We start from the raw sequence: 18125 nt of genomic DNA, 5'->3' as shown, positions 1-18125 counted from the left end.
CAAATTTGTAGCATAATCAAGAGTTGCAAGAGACTCCGGCAAATGCAAATTATGCAGAATCCGTTAAAATCCAATATTCAAAAGATAACTAGATCCTGCTGAAACAATAACACAATTTATAAGGAAATGCAAATCATCAAGTTCATGAATGTACACAAATCTGTAAAATCACTTCAAAAATGTATCCGGCAGGCAGTCATGGCCGGCTCAGCACTGCTGCTGGTCGCTGCAGGCCCTCCGGCAAATGCGCAGCCCGCTCCCCAAGTGGCCCCCAGCTATCCGCTTATCACCCATAATCCTTACTTTAGTATCTGGAGTAATAAAGATGTATTGACAGAAGCCTCAACGGTGCACTGGACAGGGAAGCCTCATTCACTGGTAGGAATACTAAAGGTAGATGATCAGTTTTACAGATTTATGGGCAAAGCGGTTAAATCTTTTACCACAATTGCCCCGGCCGGCAATGAAAAAGCAAATATGCAGATATTATATACAACCCGGCAACCTGCGGAGAACTGGCAATCCGTTAATGCAGATACGCAGGGTTGGCAAAGTGGGCTGTTGCCTCTTTCAGACGACAGCAAAACGGCCCGTACTCTTTGGCAATCAGATGACATATGGATCAGAAGAAGCTTTGAGTTTAACGGTGGCAACATCGAGGGGCTTAAGATCAAATTACGTCATGATGATAATATTGTCCTTTACCTGAACGGCCATAAAGTATATCAGAAAGAAGGCTGGATGGAAGAGTTTCAGTACACCGATTTTAATAATAAATTGCAGAAATACTTGCGACAAGGGAGAAATGTACTGGCAGCACATGTAAGAAATACAGCCGGCGGACGGTATTTTGACATCGGCCTTTCCCGTGAATTACAGCCGGATTACAAAGAAACCATCCAAGTGGCCAGACAGAGGTCCGTTCAGATCGAAGCTATGCAGACCATTTATCGGTTCGATTGTGGAAAAGTTAATCTGGCAGTCACTTTTACCTCACCGTTATTATTGCAGCATTTAGACATCCTTAGCCGGCCTGTCTCTTATATTACTTATCAGGCCGCTAGTAAGGATGGAAAAGCGCACCAGGTGGCCGTTTACTTAGGCGCCAGTTCAGATATAGCAATAAACACCCCAAATCAGGAGGTGGTCTCGGAGTCACTCAAAAACGGGCAACTTTCCTTATTAAAAACCGGTACGGCCGCCCAACGTGTTTTAGGTAAAAAAGGAGATGATGTTCGAATAGATTGGGGGTATTTTTATGTCGGAGCGAACAGTAATCACGCGAGACAAACTATTAGCAAAAGCGTCATTGAAGGAATTTCGACCTTCCTTGGCACATCCGGTGTACAAACAACCAATAAAATAAAAGGCAAACAACTTAGCCTGAATACAATCATTGATATGGGCGCAACAGATGCTAGGCATCTGGCCTCAGGACACATGCTACTGGGCTATGATGAACAATATTCCATCCAGTATTTTCATACCAATTTAAGACCGTGGTGGAACAGGAATGGCAAGGGGAATTTCTCCGATCTGATGCAGAAGGCGGCCAGAGATTACAGCAAGGTTATGGGCTTGGTCAGAAAAGAGGACCAAAAAATCCGACAGGAACTTTTAATGGCCGGTGGCGCCGATTATGCCAGGTTATGTATTTTAGCCTACAGACAAAGTATAGCCGCTCACAACATTGTGGAGAGCCCGCAAAAAGAACTGCTTTTTCTTTCCAAGGAAAATTTTTCCAACGGTTCCATTAATACGGTGGATCTAACATACCCCTCAGCCCCTTTGTATTTGATGTACAATACAGAGTTATTAAAAGGAATGATGCGCGGTATCTTTTATTACAGTGAGAGTGGGAAGTGGACTAAGCCTTATTCCGCCCACGATTTGGGTACTTACCCGATTGCAAATGGCCAGACCTATGGCGAAGATATGCCGGTAGAAGAAGCAGGCAATATGGTCATTCTTGCCGCTGCCATCGCAAAAGTGGATGGTAATGCTGATTTTGCCAAAGCTCATTGGAAAACGCTTTCTATCTGGGCTAATTATCTGGCAAAGGCTGGATTTGATCCAGCCAATCAGCTCTGTACGGATGACTTTGCTGGCCACTTGGCCAGAAATGTCAATCTTTCTGCCAAAGCCATTATGGCGCTGCGCAGTTTTGGTTATCTGGCAGAGCTACTCGGAGAAAAAAAACTGGCTAAAAAATTCACAGACTTAGCCAAGAGTATGGTTCCCAAGTGGATGGAACTGGCTGCGGATGGAGACCATTTCACATTGAGCTTTGAGAAAAAAGGCACCTGGAGTCAGAAATACAATCTTGTTTGGGATAAAGTACTGGATTTCAATATCTTTCCCCAAGAAGTCTATCAAAAAGAAATCAGCTATTATCTGAAACAACAGAACCGATATGGTGTCCCGTTAGATAGTCGGAAAAGTTATACAAAATCCGACTGGATTATGTGGAGTGCCACTATGGCGCCTGACCGGCATAGTTTTGCCGCGTTTATGCAGCCTCTTGTCCGTTATATCAGTGAGACACCCAGCCGTGTACCACTAAGTGACTGGCATGACACGAAGGACGGCAGACAACAGAACTTTCAGGCCAGAAGCGTAGTTGGTGGCTATTACATGCAGGCTTTTAATTATTGGTTGCATTACAGAAAATAACCAGGCTATGCAGTTTAAAGGCAAGCCCGGTATACAGACTATTTGATTCCTGAATACCGGGCTTGCTTTATAACGTTCCACCGACATATCCAAATGTGAACAGACTCTAAACGTTTCAATGCTTTGCATTTTTTAATTATTTTTGGTTGCTGACTGGTTTTTATCAGCAATTCATCCAAAACAGATTCCGCAGGCCGTCCATCATCGTCGCGGCGTGCCTTACAAAACTTTCTTTCTATGTCCAATTTTTTATTTCCGATTAAAACAAAAATAAAAGACAGGTCAACCTCGCCGGAACTTTTAGGGACCCATAAACGTATACATTCCAATAAACATCCGTATTTCAGGCTGGTGGTGGGATTATTTTTGGCAAGTACTTTTATCTGCATAGGTTCGGCGGCGCAGGGTCAGAAAAAACAGCGAGTCCAATACGTTAATACTTTACAGGGCACGAACTCCTCTTTTGAACTAACCCATGGCAATACATATCCCACAACGGCCCTGCCGTTTGGAATGCACACCTGGACACCTCAGACAGGCAACAACGGCGACGGCTGGAAATATCAATACACTAAACATACGATCCGCGGGTTTCAGCAAGCACATCAGTGTAGCTCCTGGACCAATGATTATGCGGTATTCTCATTAATGCCTGTGATAGACTCCCTGGCACTTAATGAAAATGACCGAGCTACAGGGTTCAGTCATAAAAATGAAATAGCCAAACCCAACTATTATAAAGTTACCCTTGACAATCATATCACAACAGAGATGTCACCGACCACCAGGGGCGTACATCTTCGCTTCAGCTTTCCGAAAGGACATCCGGCTTACCTGGTCTTGGACGGCTACACTGGTCTCAGCGGTATAAAGATTAATCCGGATGGCCGAACACTTACCGGGTTTGTCAATAACGGAAGAGGCTTCCAGAAAGGCTGGAAGAGTTATTTTATCGCCAAACTGGATCAGCCTGTACTCAAATATGGCACATGGGAAAACAGGCACAATACCAAAAATCCGGGACAAAAATCCGCAGAAGGCAAAGGAGTAGGAGCTTATCTGCAATTTGCTCCCGGCACCACTGTACAGATAAAAGTCGCATCATCTTACATCAGTTCCGATCAGGCCGCCCTGAATCTAGAAAGAGAACTGGGCCAGGACAAATCGCTGGAAGACACAAAAAAAAGAGCCGCGGACGTCTGGAACCGGCACCTGGCTACGATCAGCGTCAGCGGAGGTTCTGAGGCAGACCTGGCTACGTTCTACAGCTGTTATTTCAGGGCCAGCCTTTTCTCAAGAAAATTCTACGAAATTGACCGCAATGGGAAGGCTTACTATTTTAGTCCCTATGACGGAAAAATCCATTATGGATACATTTTTACAGATACTGGCTTTTGGGACACCTTCAGGGCGCAATTCCCTTTAAATGCGCTGCTGTATCCCACCCAACAGGGTCGCTATACAGCAGAACTGCTAGAAGCCCAGAAACAATGCGGATGGCTGCCTTCCTGGTCCTTCCCTAATGAGCAGGGAAGCATGATAGGCAATCATGCTATTTCACTTTTGGCGGATGCCTGGGCAAAAGGTATCCATAGTTTTGACCCCAAACAAGCATTGGATGCTTATTACCATGAATCCAATAATAAAGGCCCCTGGGGGCCAGCCAATGGAAGAGATGGTTATAAATACTACAATTCTCTGGGTTATGTGCCCTATCCCGAAGTCAGGGAAGCGACGGCCAAAACCCTGGAATATGCCTATGATGATTTTTGCGCCTATATGCTGGCCAAAGCCACGGGACAGACCAGATATGAAAAAATATTTGCCGCAAAGATGTTCAATTACAGGCATGTCTACAACCCCGTTACCGAATTTATGCAGGGCAAGGATGCAAAAGGGCAGTGGAGTAAAAATTTCGACCCCGTTGAATGGGGAGGCCCTTATACTGAAGGAAACGCCTGGCATTGGGTATGGTCCGTATTCCATGACATTAAAGGCCTGATCCATCTAATAGGTGGCGATACAGCTTTTTGTTCTAAACTGGATGCAGTCTTTACCGCTAAAAATGATGTAAAAGTAGGTAGCTATGGCGGTATGATCCACGAAATGAAGGAAATGATTGTCGCCAATATGGGCCAGTATGCACACGGTAACCAGCCTATTCAACATATGGCTTACCTATACTGCTATGCCGGACAGCCCTGGAAAACGCAACAACATGTCCGTGAGATTATGCGCAGGATGTACAATAGTACTGAAAACGGATATCCTGGAGATGAAGACCAGGGGCAGACTTCTTCCTGGTATGTTTTGAGTGCGATGGGCTTCTATAGTGTATGTCCGGGAACAAACCAATACGTGATCGGCAGCCCGTTATTTAAAAAAACAACGCTCCGTCTTGAGAACGGAAAGAGATTTACCGTTGTTGCCAAAAACAATGATTCCGGACACGTCTACATTGCCAAAGCAACCTTAAACGGTAAGCCATTTACTAAGAATTATATAACCAATCAACAAATTATGGCAGGTGGCAAACTGGTGCTTGAAATGAGCAGTACCCCCGACAAGCACAGAGGGACGAAACAGGAAGACCGCCCGTTTTCTGTCTCCGCCACAAAAATTATACAATAATCACTATAAGTACTACTCGATCACAAATCGTATCCTATGCAGGTGTATATGAGAGCAGGCTCAGGCAAACGCGATCTTCGGCTCACCCTGAGTCAACTAAGGAGAACCGGAGATCGTGTTTGCCTGGGCTATTTGTTTTGCCTGTTTATTATACCCCTTATGCTTTTTACGCCTCACTGTGTCAAATCTCAGATTCAACTACTGAAAAGCGCTCGGCCAGATCAGCAGACACAATGGACACGTCAATTGCAGGCACTTAATTTCCGCCATTACGAAGCTGAAGACGGATTATCAAATAATACCGTGATTTGTAGTCTTCAGGACCGGCTAGGCTTTATGTGGTTTGGCACATCTGATGCACTGAACAGGTTTGACGGCACCAACTTTAAAGTCTTTCGTAATGATCCGCATCGCCGCCACAGTCTCGGCAGCGGCGGTATTACCTATTTATTTGAGGATCGAGACGGCGGGCTCTGGGTAGGAACCAGTAAAGGAGGTTTGTATTTCTTCAATGTAGATATGGATAACTTTTATGCCATAGATGCACTGAAAGAACAGTATGTCCGAGCCATTGAGCAGGATGGGGCCGGCAGGCTGTGGGTGTCCGCCGGTGGCAAACTCTATACCCTGGAACTGCCGGACCATACCGGTAGCCATTTTAATAAAGAAAATTTAACCCTGACAAAAACAAGCCAGGTCCAGTACGCCGGTACCGAAATCACTTCTATCGCGTTGCAGCCTGATAGCACAATCTGGTTAGGCACAATCAGTGGCGAATTATTTTACGTCACCCAAAATCAACATCGGCCCCGGCTACTTCCATCCAAACAATTGCAGGGTGGTTCTATTGAAAGAATATTGGCTGTAGGAAAGGATACATTATTGATCGGTACATCCAAAAAAGGCCTGGTAGCCTACAATGTAAAACAAAATCAGTTTAGTCATCCGCTGTTGCATAATGCTAATGGCAGTTCCGAAATATTTGTCCGGGATATTCTGGAATATAAACCGGGCCAATATTGGGTGGCGACAGAAGAAGGGTTATTCTGTTACCAAAAGGCTTATCCCGCCAATGGCCGGAAAGAAAGAGTAGAACAGATAAGAAAGATGTACGGAGATCCGTACAGTTTATCAGACAATGCCCTATATTCCATTTGCAAGGATAGGGAAGGAGGCGTCTGGATTACCAGCTATTTTAGCGGAATCGATTATCTCGCCAACCGGCCCATGCAATTTGAAAAATTTTATCCGGGTCCGCGCCATCATTCTTTTACCGGTAACGTCATCAGAGAGATTACCAAAGACAGGTATGGGCATTTTTGGATTGGTACCGAAGACAACGGGCTCAATGAAGCCGATTTTAAAACGCTTCGGTTCAAAAATGTTGTGCCGGGTCCTAAAGGACAGGCTGCCCACACTAATATTCATGGAATGCTCTGTGACGGTGATCTGCTCTATATCGGCACCTTTGAGCATGGCATCGATGTCATGAATGTCAAAACCGGAGAATTTACCGATCACTATCTGGCCCATGACGGCAGTGGGTTGTTCAGCAATTTTATTAATCTTATTTACAAGACTTCCCGGGACAGTATCATGGTTTGTACCTCAAAGGGAATTTATTACTTTAATCCTTCAAAACAATATTTTTCGCGTATTAAGGCTCTTCCGCTGGAAGAATTTTATTCGGCACTTACAGAAGATCAGTCAGGCAGGATATGGGTGGGCACACACACTCACGGCTTATACTACAACGAAAACGGCATTTGGAAAAGACTAAAAATAAAGCAGGATGGCAAGGATTTACTGATGTCCACCCGTATATTGTTTCTAAAAGCAGATCGTATAGGCCGGCTCTGGATTTCAACAGAGAGTGGGCTGTACAGGGTTACCGATTTAAAACATGTCCAGATATTTGACCGTAACCATGGCCTTCCCTCCAATACGGTTTACACCACATTGACGGATAGTCTGAATAATACCTGGGCCACTACTTCCAACGGTCTGGCAAAAATTTCTCCTGACGGTGCCAATATTTCCATTTTCAATAAGGCAGACGGCCTGTTGAATAACCAGTTCAATTACCAGTCCGCCTACGGTGACACAGATGGCTATTTTTATTTTGGCAGCCTAAAAGGCTTAATCAGATTTAACCCCTATGACCAGGAAGTGAGTCATTTTAAGCCACCGCTTTATCTGACGGATTTCCATATCTTTAATCAGGAAGTACCGGTAGATTCAGTCAATTCACCGCTCAAAAGATCCATTATTACCAGCAGCCAGCTGGAGCTGACACATAAACAGTCTACCTTTAGTTTTGACTTTGCCGCATTAAGTTATAATTCGCCGACCAACCTGCAATATGCCTACCGGATCGAAGGCCTGGAAAATAACTGGACATCATTAAAGAACGACCGGAGTATCTATTTTACAAATCTGCCGCCGGGGAACTATAAATTATCTATTCGTTCCACTAATAGTTCGGGAAAATGGATGGATAATCAGAAAGATATCAATATTACCATTTTGCCTCCCTGGTGGAAATCTCGTGTAGCCTATGCAGGATACGGACTATTATTTCTAGGGTTTATTCTTTTGGGTGTAACCTACAACAATCGCAGGCATCAGATTCGAAATCAGCGTAAAATGACTTTATACTCTTTAAGAAAAGAAAAAGAGCTGTATCAGTCCAAAGTGGATTTTTTTACCCATATCGCCCATGAAATCAGGACGCCTCTTACTCTGATCAAAGGACCCATGGAGCAAATATTAAAAGAAAAAGATCATCTGCCCCATCTGGAAGGATATATCGATTTGATGCAGCGCAATACCAATCGTTTGCTTTCGCTCACCAAGGACTTACTCGATTTCAGAAAAATCGAGTCCAACATGACGCTGAGTTTAAAGGAAATGGAAATGGGCAGCTTCTTGGAAGAGTTCATAAAACCATATCAAGCCGCTGCTTCGGATAAGGATATCCATTTTCTCTATTTGCCGCCCATGGAAACGATACAGGTTAAAGCCGATGAGGGCGCTATGGCTAAAATGCTGAACAATCTACTGGATAATGCATTAAAATACGGCGAACATATCATTATACTCAGCATGGATATTTCCACTGACAGAAAGCATTTTATTATCCGTATCAAAAATGACGGACATCTCGTTCCGGAGGATATGCAGCAAAAAATATTTGATCCATTTTTCAGATGGAACCGAAAAAGGCAGATCCAGGGATCGGGTATAGGTTTATTTGTCTCAAAGTCGCTCGCTGAATTACACGGAGGCTGTCTCACCTTTTCCATCCAGGAAGACTGTTATAACACTTTTTCTCTTTTATTACCCGTTCCCGTAATTTAATAATGCGTATCTTTAGATTACACACCACCATAAAATTGCACACATGACCGCCATCCAATTCGAACAGGACAACCCGGCTATTTTACTGGTGGACGATCAAGAAGACATTCTTCTATTCCTGAACAGTCTTTTGCAATCACAATACAGGATTCATACCGCCTACGATGGAAAAGAAGCATGTGAAATCCTGAAATCCAAGGGTATTCACTTGGTCATCAGTGATGTTATGATGCCCGAAATGGATGGGTTTGAGCTATGCGACTGGATGAAATCACATGCTGAGCTATCACACATCCCTCTGATATTACTCACCGCTAAAGACACCATGCAATCCAAAATTGAAGGGTTGAAAATCGGTGCAGATGCTTACATTGAGAAACCTTTTTCCGCAGAACACCTGAAAGTACAAATTGAAAACCTGCTGAAAAACAGAACCCAACTACAGGCTTTTTACACAAAGTCACCGCTAGCGCATTTAAGTGCCGATGCCGGCCAGAAAGCCAGTGAGCCGTTTCTTGAAGATATAAAGTCTATTATTTTTGACAATCTGGATAACCCGGATTTAGACGTTGTTTTTTTGGCGGGAAAAATGCATGTTAGCCGACCCACCCTCTACAGAAAAATTAAAACCTTTTTCCACCTTTCTCCCAATGAAATGATTCACTTGCTTCGGTTAAACAAAGCAGCCGAACTCATTGCAGAGGACCGGTACCGCTTCAGCGAAATTGCTGAAATGGTTGGTTATCATTCATTGGGGCAGTTTGGCCGTAATTTTTCAAAACAATTCAATATGACTCCTTCGGAGTTTCTGGACAAAATAAGGCGTAATAGGTAAACTCCGGCAAGTCCTTGAACGCCATCAACAGAATCATTCTTTGGGTAAAAATGAATCAAATACGCAAATAAATGATTCAAATGGAAGTCTTGTTAGTTTTTTAAAAAGACAAATTTGCCATAGAACAAAAATTAAAACCAAATCATAAACAAATCGTTCAGAGAAAAAAGTAAAGATCTTCAAATCAGGAGAATACGCATGATTTTGTTGAACTGTCCCAATAGACCATGATTGCCAGGAACAGTTCGTCCTTCCATCATAGTATGCCCGGCTGATTTTATCGCGCTTGTTTTGTCACCAACGGATAATGCGATCATTAGGTGGTCAGCAAAACTAAATAATGGATAGTATCCGGAACAGCCGGCAGTGCAATTGCCAATTGTACCGAAGCGGGAATTTTGTCAGCAATGAATAATTTGGGTTTACATGTAGTGATAACCTCTCCAAGGCCTTGTTCTAACAACCATTGAAACAGGGCCTAAGAGGTTTTAGTTTATAAAAAACCAAATTCTAAATATGAAAAAAGTAATGCTATTTATCTGGGGAATCCTTATGGGGTTTTCCATGCTTCAGGCACAGACTAAAACTACTAGTTGGCTTATTGACTTTGGTCCGGTTGGAAATACACAAAACTGCAGACCTACAGCCAGTCCGGATAAAGATGGATTATTCTGGAACAATTTTACCGGCAGTAACAACGGCGCCTCCCTGCCTTTATTAGATAGTAAAGGAGAGCAATCCTCCCTTACAGTAACAACAGTGCAGAGCTTCATCGTCAATGCGGGAGACCTGATGGGTCCTACCGCCGACAACGATCATTTAGACGAGCTGGGAATCGGTACAGCCTCCATGGACTTTTTTTTCGCCCAAAACAGTAAACCTAGTCTGAAGATTACCGGGCTGGACCCTAATCTGGGTTATGTATTTTATTTATATGGAAGCCGCCTCACAGATGAAACGAGGATCACGACCTATACCCTGACAGGTGGCAATGCCTGTACCGGAGACTTGCAGACCTCCGGTAAGGACCTGGAAGGCATCGGTAAAAACGGTAACCTCAATAAGGTATTCAAGACCCCGATGCTTTTTGCAGATCGAAATGGCACCATCCTTTTGGAGATGCAAAATAGGGTTAGTGCTTTTGGTTATCTCAATGCGCTTAAACTGGAGGCTTACCAGGACGCAAAAGTGACGATCAGTTCAATCACCCTGGAAGACGCGGCGATCAATATTCTTGGGGGTACTTTACAAATGCAGGCAACAATTGCCCCAGCGGACGCCTCCGTTAAGACAGTTACCTGGTCTGTGGATGATCCATCAGTTGCCTCTATTGATCAAAATGGCCTACTCAAGGCCAAGGCAGACGGAACGGTTACCGTAACTGCAACCAGCTTGGATGACCCAATCATAAAAGGCAATTGCCGGGTTAAGGTCAGCGGCCAGATAAAACCCAGCAATATCCTATTGGTGGATTTCGGACCCGTCGGTAATACCGATAACTGTAAACCGACAGCCAGCCCGGACGACGCGGGCAATTACTGGACCAATATTACAGATAATCTTTCAGGCGCCAGTATCGCTCTGACGGATATAGAAGGAAATGCCACAGCAATCCGTTTCACGAACCTAGGAGAGTTCGGCGCCAATCCCGGTCAACTTATGGGACCGCTATCCGTTTCGGACCGTCTGGCCGAACTATCCACCGGAACGGCAACAATGGACTTCTTCTATGTAGAGAACAAAACGACTTCTTTCGAGATTTCGGGATTGGATCCTGAAAAAGGATATAGATTTACCTTATTCGGTAGCCGGATAACAACAGAAACAAGGATAACCGGTTATACATTTCACGGCATCGGCACGGTTTCAGGAAGCCTACAGACCTCAGGATCCGATCTGGGTGGCCCCGGCAATCACACCAATATCAACAGTACCTATATTTCACCCATTATATATCCGGATCCAAGTGGCCACATACAATTAGATGTTAAGAACAACTCCAGTGCATACGGATATCTCAATGATCTCAAATTGGAAGTATTCGAAAACATTAAGGTACCAGTTGAGCATATCACTGTCACCGGTCATGGGATTTCGACCCCGAGAGGTACGGCACAAATGGAGGCGATAATAGATCCGGCTGGTGCCACGGTTAAGGCCGTTAGTTGGAGCGTTGATAATCCCACCCTGGCCACCATAGACTCCACAGGCCTTATAAAAGCCCTGGGTAATGGTACCGTTCAGGTGAAGGCCACCAGCAAGGACAATCCCTATATATCCGGTATCCTATCCATTCAGATATCGGGTCAGCTGACAGTTAAGCAAGCTGTACTGATTGATCTGGGCCCCCTGGGTAACAGCAACAATTGTAAACCAACTGAGAGTCCCGATAATATGGGATATTACTGGAACAATTTCACAGGTAATAACGAAGGAGATAAACTAGATGTAATTGATCGTGAAAATAGCAGCACTGGTTGGAGTATCCAGACAACCAAAACCTTCAGTATTAATCCCGGATCCCTGATGGGACCTACAATAACCTCTCCGCTATTAGGCGCCCTTAATATTGGTACCGCCACAATGGACTTCTTCTTTGTGGAGAACAATACCGGAACGCTTGAGTTTGACGGCCTGAACCCACTGACTGCTTATCGATTAAATTTGTACGGGAGCCGCCTGCAGGATGAAGTACGCAAAACGGAATTCACCATAGAGGGAATCAGCACTTATATTGATACCCTTCAAACCTCCGGCAAGGACCTGGAAGGAGCCGGAGTAAATACCAATATCAGTCAGCTGATCACAACCCCCATCCTCTTTGCCGATTCAACGGGCAAACTAAGAGTTACATTAAGGAACGTAGCGAGCGCCTATGGTTACCTGAACGCCTTAAGCCTGGAAAGCCTGGATATGACGATTATTGCTCCGACGAAGATCAGCATCGAGGGAAACGACATCAATAAACCGGGTGGCGGGGAACAACTGAAGGCCGTTATCACACCGGACAATGCGACCGTTCAGGAAGTATACTGGTCCGTAGATAATCCGGCAATTGCCCGGATCGATGGAAATGGCTACCTGCAGGCAATAAGCAATGGCGAGGTAACGGTTAGTGCCAAAAGCAGGTATTATGGATCCACTACTGTTGCGCGCAAAACCATTCAGGTTACGCATCAGTATCAACAAATGTATATTTCCGGATCTGCATTGTCAGACAGCCAGGACGAATCGGATTATCTGGCCATGCACCTGCTTAAAAATGCAGACGGCAATTCAAGTGGCATTTTTGAAATCTATACCCGCCTTAAAAATACCGGTGACTTCTATTTTTCACCGGAAAATAAAGAATCTTCCCCCCGCTATGGAATGGGGGCGGACGAATCTTTTGTAATGAGGGATGGACCAGCATTCTCGGCCACCGGCGACTCAACGGTACGTATACGGGTAAATATGGCTGCCGGTACCATCAGCGTGCTGCCAATCGAACAGATTACCATAAAAGGTGCCACTGGGGAAGTTAAATTAAACTATTCCTCTCTGGGAATATGGTCAGGTCAGGTATCCATGGACAAAGTCATCAATGACGGAAATAAGAACTTCTTCTTTCAGTTGAATCAGGGAGACGATTTTCGGATCTATCATGTCACTGGCACGGAAGATAAAGTAATGGTCTATGAGGATGCAGGGCAACTGGGTTATGATTTAGACGATATCCAGGCCGACTATAATGCCTACAACCTGACATTAGATCTTAACAGACAGACTTATTCCATAGCCTGTGCCAGCCTTGATTCCAAGAAAATAACAATTATGGGGTCTTCCGTAGCCTTCGGCTTTGGCGCCGTGGATAACCACGGTTATAATTACCTGTATGGTCAGTTACTGGCCAAAAGATTTGATCAGTCCAGGGGTAAAAACTGGAATCTTATCAATAAAGCGATCAGTGGCAACAATACCCTCAATGTACTGGACAGATGGAACCGAGATCTGGCGATGGGATGCGGTAAATATGTTATCATCGGCTTATCTCTGGGCAATGAGGGCATTCATGAAAGTCAGGACAAAGAAGCCACATTTAAACAGTTTAAGGAAAACCTGCTGAAAATGATGGCACTAGCCCGGGCAGACAACATGATCCCGGTTATCAATAACAATTACACGCGTTCCGATTATACCTCTGATGATTATTTCTACATCAAAAAAATGGATCTGTTTATCCATCAGCTTGATGCCCCAAGCATGAATCTGCTCGGTGCCATAGATGACGGAAACGGTCATTGGGCAGCAGACTATCGCTATGATGATTTGCATCCTAACGACGCAGGGCATCAAGAGATGCTCTATACCATTGTACCTTCATTATTTGATGCGCTGGATAATGGCAAGCCTCTGCCCAAACGGCAGAGTTCCTCAGCCACTCAGCTCAGCAATACAGTTACCCTGCAGCAATATTACTTCCTGCCAGAAGATATTGTCCATTCCTTTACCTTTAGTTTAGGCGTAAAAACCAAGGGTACTGGTACACTGGCCTATTTTAGTGAACTGAATCATAAAGGAGTCATCAGCTTAGATGCTTCTAACGGCACCCTGATTTATACTTCCCCGAAGGGGTCGGGCATAAAAACAAGCACAATCCTGAACGATGACAAATGGCACACAATTACCCTTACGCATTTTTATGCCCGAGGTGCCACCATTTTATATGTTGACGGCGTAAAAGCAGGCGAGATCGATGAAAAACTAGTACCTTCTTATTTTTACATCAATGATCTCCAGGCACCCGAGACCTTGAGTATTAAAGATCTTTTCTTCTACAGGGCAGGCATGAGTCCGGAGGCTATTACCGCCCTCCAAGAAGGCAAAATGCTTAAATCCAGTCTGGAATTTTATGTACCCTTAAGTCAGGGAGATATGAGCAATCTGGCTCAAAGTACCAATACTTTGCTTAGCAAAAAGACCCCAATAGATAAATCAGACAAACCGATCCCGCCACCGCAGGGAGAAGAACCCTCCGACAGGGGAGTAGTACTTTACCCCAATCCAGTCCGAACCCGCCTGCAATTTGTCGGGCTAACCAATGGCAAAAGCTACCAGCTCAACATATACAATAGTGAAGGCAAGCAGGTTTTGCACTCTATCATTCAACAAGGAGATCAGCTCAGTGTAAGCAAGCTGTCCGCCGGTAAATATTTTGTCCTTCTGACCGACAGCGAGTCGGGTAAAAAACAAAAGTTTAGCATCATTAAGCTATAAAGGAAACGGTCTTACATTTGTAAAACCCACACCGGCAAATACAGCACATGTTATCTGAACATGTGCTGTATTTGTTTAAAATAATCTGAATGCGTGCCATATATTAACAAACAATCGTTATCTTTATACCAGCATTTATATTTTAAATACAAACATTCATGGATAAATCCTTTAAAAATGCCGAAAAGGCAATATATGATATTCAGGACGGTGATACTATTATGCTAGGCGGATTTGGTTTATGTGGTATTCCCGAAAATTCCATCAACCATCTAGTAAAATCCGGTGTAAAAAATCTAACCTGCATCTCCAACAATGCAGGTGTTGATGATTTTGGATTAGGTCTATTACTACAATCCAGACAGGTCAAGAAAATGATGAGCAGTTATGTAGGTGAAAACGCAGAATTCGAAAGACAGTTATTATCCGGAGAATTAGAGGTAGATCTCATTCCTCAGGGTACACTCGCAACGCGTATTCAGATGGCCGCCATGGGAATTCCAGCCTTCTTTACACGTGCAGGTATCGGAACTGAAGTGGCACAAGGTAAAGAAGTCAGAAGCTTTAACGGAAAAGAATATCTGATGGAATACGCCCTTCATGCCAAATTCGCCTTTGTCAAAGCCTGGAAAGGAGATAAAATGGGAAATCTCATCTTTAGAAAAACCACCCGTAATTTCTCTATGGCAATGGCGAAAGCTGCAGATATTACCATTGCCGAAGTAGAACAGCTGGTAGAGCCGGGAGAGCTTGATCCGGATCAGGTTCATGTGGCAGGCGTTTACGTACACCGGGTTTTTCAGGGAGAGAACTACGTGAAGCGCATTGAAAAGATAACAGTGAGAGACTAGTTCACTAATTTTATTTAAGTTAATCGTTTATAAATGGACGAAAGGAGGGACAAAAGTCTCGATAACTAACCTCAATAACCCAGAAATATATTAAGATCAATAAAATGGCTTTAGATAAACAACAAATTGCTAAGCGAATCGCCGCTGAACTCAGAGATGGTATGTATGTTAACCTGGGTATCGGCATCCCTACCCTGGTGGCAAATTATATCCCTGAAGGTATGACCATCGTGTTACAGAGCGAGAACGGAATGCTGGGCATAGGTCCATATCCCAGCAAAGATGACGTAGATGCAGACCTGATCAATGCGGGTAAAGAAACCGTAACACTTATTCCCGGCGGTGCATTCTTCGACAGTGCCGAAAGTTTCGGCATGATCCGCGCAGGGAAAATCGACCTGACCGTACTAGGAGCCATGGAAGTCAGTGAAAACGGAGATATCGCCAATTGGAAAATACCCGGTAAAATGGTTAAGGGTATGGGAGGCGCTATGGATCTGGTCGCCAGCTGTGATAATATTATTGTTGCCATGCAACATACCAACAGGGCAGGGGAGAGCAAGCTTCTGCCTGCCTGCAGCCTGCCTCTCACAGGCATTAATTGTGTGCGCAGGATCGTTACTGACCTGGCTGTGATTGACGTCACCGATGATGGTTTTTTACTAGTGGAAAGAGCCCCCGGTGTAACTGTAGCGGAAATTCAATCTAAAACAGCCGGCAAACTGAAACTAGCCAATCCGGATATTCCGGAAATGAAATTCTGAAAGCCGCAACCATAGTGTGTTCATATTAATGGAGGACCCTAAAGTCCTCCATTTTGTAGTATCGTACCAAAATCAATTTACCAGTCTTCCCCATTGACTGGCGGAGCTCCATTCGTTTTCTTCTGCAATTTTTTACGGGTATCCTTTTCCTGATTGCGCAGTGCTTGGAGCAGCTTATCGGCCTGCTCTTTACTCATTTTTTGTTGTTGATTTTGCTTTTGTTGCTGTTTTTTTTGTTGTTGCTGCTTCTCTTGTTGCTTTTTCTGCTGGTCTTTTTTATCCTTATTCTGTTGTGGCTTTTTTTGCTGTTGCTGCTTCTTTAATTCATTGAGTGCTTTTTGCAGGTTTTCCCTGGCATCATTGTCTTCCGGCGTATTTCTAAGCACCTTTTTAAAGGCGTCTATAGCTTCCTGGTATTTCTTGTCCTTTGCCAGTGTAACCCCTTTATCATAATTAAGCCGGGTTTCCATAGCAGCATTACTTTTATTTTCTTTCAGGGCCAGATCAAAGTTTTTAACAGAAGCGTCTGTAGCTTTCAGTTTGCTTTGCGCAATGGCCAGGTTGACGCGAGCCGCATTATTTTCCGGATTGGCTTTCAACGCAGCTTCATATTTGGCAACCGCGGTCTTTAAATCTCCCTCTCTGTAGGCTTTATTGCCAAAGTATACATCTCTGTTCCCCTTTTGCGCAAAAGCAGAAAAGCCGGTAAACAGGCATAATCCTATTATGGGGAGTATCTTCTTCAAATTCTACCAGGTTTTCTTTCTGTAATAAACAAATCAATAATCAGCAGCAATAAAGCTACGCCAATAAATATAGGAAAATATTGATAAAAATTACGGCTACCCACCTTTCCCGAAACAATAATCTTCTTTTCCATCTTATTAATGCGATCTGTTATTTGCTGAATGGCATCCTGATTATTGTTCAAAAGTATATAACTGCCGCCCGTTTTAGAAGCGATCTCTTTAAGCTCCTGTTCATTAAGTTTAGAGATCACAATATTACCATCCTTATCTTTTTTATCCTGACCTGTAGCAGGATCAAAAATGGGCGCTCCCTTAGGGGTACCAATACCAATCGTAAAAACCGTTATACCATTCGCATAAAGTTGACTGATTGCCTGTGCTGTCTGTTTATCGTGTGTCTCACCGTCTGTCATGAGGATAATGGCCTTATGCTTTTTATCAGGAGAATGCAGGGCGGCCTCTGAGCTCATCAAAGCCGCACCCACAGCAGTTCCCTGTATGGGTATCATATCTGTATTGACATTCGGTAAAAACATATTGACAGCACCAACATCATTGGTTAATGGCATCTGGAGAATCGCCTGACCGGCAAAGACAACAAGGCCAACCCGGTTATTATTCAGGTTGGCGGTAAGGGAACGAATCAATTGTTTGGCCCGGTCTAATCTAGTGGGTTTAATATCCTGGCTTAACATGCTTTTACTGACGTCCAGTGCAATGACAATATCGATACCCGCCGATTTTTCCTGCCCTTTTTCAGAAGGCGCGCGAAGACCCGCGGCCGCCAGGACCGTGAGCGCCAATGCCAGAAAAATCAAATAAAATTTTAACTTGAACTTCCGGGCATCATAGGACTTAAGAAGCCTGGCCACTAATTTTTTATCGCCTAACGATCCCGCCACCGTTTTTTTCCATTTTAGCAACGCATAAAACAGGAAAATCAGTGGTATAAGAACAATCAGGCACCACAAATAAACAGGATGTGCAAATGATAACATAGATTTTT

At 44.0% G+C, this 18125-nt stretch carries 9 protein-coding genes; 7 read left to right on the top strand and 2 right to left on the bottom strand.

Annotated elements, in window-relative coordinates:
* Positions 1 to 144 precede the first annotated feature (144 nt).
* The 7 genes from K9M52_RS15865 (at position 145) to K9M52_RS15835 (ending at position 16370) form a co-directional block, all read left to right on the top strand.
* Positions 145 to 2673 (top strand): glutaminase family protein, encoded by a 2529-nt coding sequence (locus tag K9M52_RS15865; protein ID WP_224069412.1) that lies wholly within the window; start codon positions 145 to 147, stop codon positions 2671 to 2673.
* A 237-nt stretch (positions 2674 to 2910) separates the two neighbouring features.
* On the top strand, positions 2911 to 5304 hold the full coding sequence (locus K9M52_RS15860) for a GH92 family glycosyl hydrolase (RefSeq protein ID WP_224069411.1): 2394 nt from the start codon (positions 2911 to 2913) through the stop codon (positions 5302 to 5304).
* A gap of 36 nt (positions 5305 to 5340) precedes the next feature.
* Complete coding sequence (locus tag K9M52_RS15855; protein ID WP_224069410.1) at positions 5341 to 8664, top strand: ligand-binding sensor domain-containing protein; 3324 nt, start codon at positions 5341 to 5343, stop codon at positions 8662 to 8664.
* Positions 8665 to 8707: 43 nt separating this feature from the next.
* Positions 8708 to 9499, top strand: coding sequence for a response regulator transcription factor (locus tag K9M52_RS15850; protein WP_224069409.1), 792 nt, complete (start codon positions 8708 to 8710; stop codon positions 9497 to 9499).
* Positions 9500 to 10015: 516 nt separating this feature from the next.
* Positions 10016 to 14755, top strand: a complete 4740-nt coding sequence (locus K9M52_RS15845; RefSeq protein ID WP_224069408.1) for an Ig-like domain-containing protein — start codon at positions 10016 to 10018, stop codon at positions 14753 to 14755.
* A 158-nt stretch (positions 14756 to 14913) separates the two neighbouring features.
* Entirely contained in the window at positions 14914 to 15606 is a 693-nt protein-coding gene (locus K9M52_RS15840) for a CoA transferase subunit A (protein WP_224069407.1), read from the top strand.
* A 104-nt stretch (positions 15607 to 15710) separates the two neighbouring features.
* A complete protein-coding gene (locus tag K9M52_RS15835; protein ID WP_224069406.1) occupies positions 15711 to 16370 on the top strand; it encodes a CoA transferase subunit B in 660 nt (219 codons plus the stop codon).
* 77 nt (positions 16371 to 16447) lie between these two features.
* Here K9M52_RS15835 and K9M52_RS15830 read toward each other — a convergent pair whose 3' ends face one another.
* Positions 16448 to 17116 (bottom strand): tetratricopeptide repeat protein, encoded by a 669-nt coding sequence (locus tag K9M52_RS15830; protein ID WP_224069405.1) that lies wholly within the window; start codon positions 17114 to 17116, stop codon positions 16448 to 16450.
* Positions 17113 to 18117 (bottom strand): VWA domain-containing protein, encoded by a 1005-nt coding sequence (locus K9M52_RS15825; RefSeq protein ID WP_224069404.1) that lies wholly within the window; start codon positions 18115 to 18117, stop codon positions 17113 to 17115. Before K9M52_RS15825 ends, K9M52_RS15830 begins: the two co-directional genes overlap by 4 nt.
* Positions 18118 to 18125 lie beyond the last annotated feature (8 nt).

Source organism: Arachidicoccus terrestris (assembly GCF_020042345.1).
GTDB lineage: Bacteria > Bacteroidota > Bacteroidia > Chitinophagales > Chitinophagaceae > Arachidicoccus > Arachidicoccus terrestris.
This window is presented reverse-complemented; position numbering and strand designations above follow the sequence as displayed.

Excerpts from the sequence above, each read along its gene's own strand:
- K9M52_RS15845 (WP_224069408.1), top strand. The coding sequence starts at position 10,016 with ATGAAAAAAGTAATGCTATTTATCTGGGGAATCCTTATGGGGTTTTCC.
- K9M52_RS15860 (WP_224069411.1), top strand. The coding sequence starts at position 2,911 with ATGTCCAATTTTTTATTTCCGATTAAAACAAAAATAAAAGACAGGTCA.
- K9M52_RS15835 (WP_224069406.1), top strand. The coding sequence starts at position 15,711 with ATGGCTTTAGATAAACAACAAATTGCTAAGCGAATCGCCGCTGAACTC.
- K9M52_RS15865 (WP_224069412.1), top strand. The coding sequence starts at position 145 with ATGAATGTACACAAATCTGTAAAATCACTTCAAAAATGTATCCGGCAG.
- K9M52_RS15840 (WP_224069407.1), top strand. The coding sequence starts at position 14,914 with ATGGATAAATCCTTTAAAAATGCCGAAAAGGCAATATATGATATTCAG.
- K9M52_RS15850 (WP_224069409.1), top strand. The coding sequence starts at position 8,708 with ATGACCGCCATCCAATTCGAACAGGACAACCCGGCTATTTTACTGGTG.
- K9M52_RS15855 (WP_224069410.1), top strand. The coding sequence starts at position 5,341 with ATGCAGGTGTATATGAGAGCAGGCTCAGGCAAACGCGATCTTCGGCTC.
- K9M52_RS15825 (WP_224069404.1), bottom strand. The coding sequence starts at position 18,117 with ATGTTATCATTTGCACATCCTGTTTATTTGTGGTGCCTGATTGTTCTT.